The 3,951-nt window shown below is 65.7% G+C and carries 4 protein-coding genes and 1 pseudogene; 3 read left to right on the forward strand and 2 right to left on the reverse strand.

All coding sequences use genetic code 11. The features are described 5' to 3' along the window. Positions 1–151, forward strand: a pseudogene (locus tag AC04L7_RS13835) (SDR family oxidoreductase); the annotation flags it as partial. Positions 152–325: 174 nt separating this feature from the next. On the opposite strand, the gene AC04L7_RS13840 reads toward AC04L7_RS13835, so the two are convergent. Continuing rightward, the gene (locus AC04L7_RS13840) at positions 326–511 is read right to left on the reverse strand and encodes a hypothetical protein (RefSeq protein WP_435996530.1); all 186 of its coding nucleotides are present in this window, start codon (positions 509–511) and stop codon (positions 326–328) included. Positions 512–894: 383 nt separating this feature from the next. After that, a complete protein-coding gene (locus tag AC04L7_RS13845) occupies positions 895–1,638 on the reverse strand; it encodes a CPBP family intramembrane glutamic endopeptidase (protein WP_435996532.1) in 744 nt (247 codons plus the stop codon). Positions 1,639–1,733: 95 nt separating this feature from the next. On the opposite strand from AC04L7_RS13845, the gene AC04L7_RS13850 reads away from it, so the two are divergent. Together AC04L7_RS13850 and AC04L7_RS13855 are read left to right on the forward strand one after the other, a co-directional pair. Then, entirely contained in the window at positions 1,734–2,747 is a 1,014-nt protein-coding gene (locus AC04L7_RS13850; RefSeq protein ID WP_435996534.1) for a L,D-transpeptidase, read from the forward strand. A gap of 217 nt (positions 2,748–2,964) precedes the next feature. After that, positions 2,965–3,726, forward strand: coding sequence for a hypothetical protein (locus tag AC04L7_RS13855; RefSeq protein WP_435996536.1), 762 nt, complete (start codon positions 2,965–2,967; stop codon positions 3,724–3,726). Positions 3,727–3,951: the final 225 nt, after the last annotated feature.

Genomic DNA, 3,951 nt, shown 5'->3' on the forward strand with positions numbered 1-3,951 from the left:
GGATGTGGCAACGTTCGGCAAGGACAGCGACATGGGACGCCCCGCGCAGCCGGAAGAAATCTCGCCAGCCTATGTGTTCCTCGCTTCGCCGATCACGGCGTCGTATGTCAACGGCGTGATCCTGCCCGTGATGGGGGGTCCCCGCGGCTGAACCAGCGGGATCTCCCTGCGGCCTTCGATGCAGTGCGATGCCGGTCCAGGACCCTGCGGTGCAGGCGAAGTCCGGACGGGGACAGCGTGGTCCGAGCGGTTGCTGTGCGACCCTCTTCACTTCGGGTGTTGGCGCAGCTCCGCGTTTTCGCAGAAGCTGGCACAACGCGATCCCTCAGGTCCCATGCTTCGCCTTGATGGTCTCCGTCGTCCGCTCACCGAAGACGACGCGCGGCGCTCGTGTTGCCTCTGGGCACGTCGGCATGATCGATGCGTCCGCGTTACGCAGTTGCTCGACGCCATAGACCTGCACGTTGCTGGTGACGTCGTAAATCAGGTCTTGCCCCTCTTTGGGGTGCATGCCGGATGCCAGAAGGTCACCGGTGGCAGGAGCGTGGCGGGGTCTCCGTGCGCACATCCGTGGCACCGTCGCCGACGCCCGTGCGTGATGCTGTCCGCCTTCGGTCGCCACACGCGCGGCTCGCTGGCACACGCAGCTATGCCGGCGCCTACGCCGTCGCATGGTGCAGGTCAATCAGCGTCGCGCAACACGTCGGCGCTGCGCGTGGACTTCTGCCCGGCAGGCGGTGTCGCCGCTGGCAGACTTCAGCTACGGCGATCCGGGCCTGCTGTTCTAGCCGGCGAAAAAGGAAGGGAATCTGGAGTGCGGATGCCGCGAGTGATATGTCGAGAGACTACGCAACCCTTTCCGCGTTCTTCCTCTTGACGATGACCACGCCCGTGTCAGTGCGACAGCGATCCCAGCAACAGTCCTGCCCCGAACAGCGTCCAGTCATTGAGCACATGCGCGCCGGTCGACACCCACAGATTCCGCGAGAACAGGTACGCCAGGCTCAGTACCAGCCGGGCGCTGCCGATGATCACCAGGCACTGCACCAGGTCCCACTGGTAGGTGGGCAGGTGCGCCAGCGCGAATGGGATGGCCGACAGTAGCCACGCCAGCACCAGGGCAGTGCGTCGCGCCAGCCTCATGCGGGTATGCAGCCACCACAGCAGTGCGAGCAAGGGCAGGATGGTCAGCAGCTCCTCGCCCAACAGCTGCGGCACCATCGCCGCGAACGCCATGACACGGGTGGCCGTATCCGCTTCGCCCATCGATTTGAACGCGGGATTGGCCGACCCATGGTCCATGCCGTTCAGCAGCAGCCCGATCAGCAGGGTGACCACCAGGTTCAAAGCGGCGATGCCGACCATCAGCAACAGGTCGCGGCCGCTGGGGCGATGGAACAAGGCCGTCCAGGCGCGACCGACAACGAGGGCCAGGGCGCACAGCGGCACGCCGCAGAAAAGCAGCACGGGAATCCACATGCCCCATGGCTGGGGAGGGCGTGTCCACGGTGCCACCAGCAGCCAGAACGCCAGCGCCACGCTCGCCATCACGACAAGCCATTGCGGACCGGAAAGGCTGACGGGCCTGCCGGCGTAAAAAGGAAAGTCGGGGCGATGCTGCAGACCGGGAGAATGCACGGGCGACTCCGGGAGTGAACGGCTGCATTTAAGCATGGGTCCATGCAATATGTGACACCACCTGATGCTCGTGCCATCTCGACAAGGACACCGCGATGATCCGGACCACACTGATCGCATGGCTGGGGCTCCTGCTGCTTCCCCTCTGTGCGCATGCCGTGCCGTCATGGGGGGCGAAGACTTCCAGCCCTGCCGGCACACCGCCGGCCGCACTCAAGCCCGGCGAATGGGTCTGGGGCGGCGATGCCAAGGACATGGGGCCTATGGCGGTGGTGGTCAGCCTGACCGAACAGCGCGCCTACGTGTACCGCAATGGCCTGTTGGTCGCGGTGTCGACGGTCAGCAGCGGCAAGCCCGGACATGAGACGCCGACCGGGGTGTTCACCATCCTGCAGAAGGACAAGGACCATCACTCCAGCAAGTACAACGATGCCCCCATGCCCTATCAGGAGCGCCTGACATGGGATGGCGTGGCGCTGCATGCCGGCGGCTTGCCGGGCTATCCCGAGTCGCACGGCTGCGTGCACTTGCCCACCGAGTTCGCACGACTGCTGTTCGACGCCACCAGCATGGGCATGGTCGTGGTGATCGCGAAGGAAGGGATGGCCCCTGAAGATCTCGTGCATCCTCCCGTCGCCAGCCCGATCGATCCCAGGACGGGGGCGGAGGACGCCGCCCCGCTGCTGGGCGCGGCCGAATCCTTCCGCTGGGAGCCGCAGAAATCGCCGACCGGTCCGCTGTCGATGGTGATGAGTACCGCGGACCGCCGCCTGTTCGTCTTCCGTGACGGCATCGAGATCGGACGCGCGCGTGTGGATTTCCGGGATGGTCCCGCGCCGCAAGGTACACACGCTTACCTCGTGTCCGGTGCCACGCCGGGTCAGGCGCCGACATGGCGCCGCATCGGCATTCCCGGCCGTGAGGACGAGGCCGGCCAGGAGGTCGCCGAGAAGGATGCGGCACGCATCGTGTTGCCGGCGGCTTTCACCGCTGCGGTCTTGCCGCTGCTGCGGCCGGGCGTCGTGCTGCTGCAGACCGACCTGCATGTGCTGCCGGAGACCACGGGCGCGACGGTACAGGTGCTCAACGGGGATGTGCCGACCCTGTAGCCACGCGTTCGGAGGTGGGTCTTCACGCTGCCGTGGTCGTCAGGAGGTGATGCTCGACCACGGTGGACGGCGAGCCTCACACCCGCTGCGCAGGTGGTAACGCGCATCAACGGGGACACGCACGTCAGGTGCGCCGCACGCAAGGAAGCACAACTCAGGCCCGATCGTTGATCCAGGCACGTACATCCCGAAGTCGAACCCCCTCAGGAGAATCGCCATGCGTAGTCGCCTTTCGCGTTCCGTCACTTTCTTCACCCTGCTGGCAGCGCCTTTCGTCGCAACCGCGCAGACGCCGCCCGATGTGGAAGACCTGGTCGGCGCGCGCGGTGCCGGCGGCGAAACCCAGCTGCAGTCGCGAGGCTATGAGCAGCGCGATTCCAACACCGTGCGCGACCAGCGTTTCACCTTCTGGTGGAACGCGAAGCGCAGCCAGTGCATCTCCGTCTCCACCATGGATGGCCGCTATGCCTCGATCCAGTCCGTGCCGGCCGCCAACTGTGGTGCGTCCGGGAGTGGATCAGGCGGCGCATCGTCGCGTCCATATTCGTCCAGCGAGCGCGACCCCAATTCGCTCGTGCTGGTCTGCTACGGCGCCGGCACGCGTCCGACGGTGACCAGCGAGCCGAACTACAGCTGGGACGACAAGCGCAACAAGTGGCACGAAGCCGATACCGTGCGCGCTACCACCGAAGGCTTCAGCAGCGACGTGCAGATCGAACTGTATGGCGACCACGGCCGGATCCACCTGGGTGCGCCGCTGATTCCGCCGATCAACTCGCACGGCGATCATGGCTGGTGGGATCTCGACAACCTGCAGGTCGGTTCCGACCGCATCACCGCGAGCTATCGCCTCAATGGCATGAACAAGCCGCGCCTGACCGTCGACCGCCGTTCCGGCCGCATCAACATCGAGGGTGGCACGACGTTCTCGGGCCAATGCGACATCGGCAACTATGGGGGGGGTCAACGCCGGTTCTGAATGAGCTCGACATGGCGGCGCCAAGGGAGTGGCGTTCGGTGCCGACACCGGCTGGCACTGGAACCACGTCGTGAGGTGTCAGCAGCACGTGCTGCGGTCGCTGTTGATCGGGATTGAAAAAGAGGAGTGCGAGAAAGGGGGCGATGCAACCCGCATCGCCCTCTCGCGTGCGAATGACGGAAGCCAGACAGGGCCTGCATCTGCCGCGTGAGGCCATGCGTATGT

It is taken from the genome of Pseudoxanthomonas sp. LjRoot204_2, assembly GCF_056175765.1.

Coding starts and splice junctions, on each gene's coding strand:
- AC04L7_RS13840 (WP_435996530.1), bottom strand. CDS start 511: ATGCACCCCAAAGAGGGGCAAGACCTGATTTACGACGTCACCAGCAAC.
- AC04L7_RS13850 (WP_435996534.1), top strand. CDS start 1,734: ATGATCCGGACCACACTGATCGCATGGCTGGGGCTCCTGCTGCTTCCC.
- AC04L7_RS13855 (WP_435996536.1), top strand. CDS start 2,965: ATGCGTAGTCGCCTTTCGCGTTCCGTCACTTTCTTCACCCTGCTGGCA.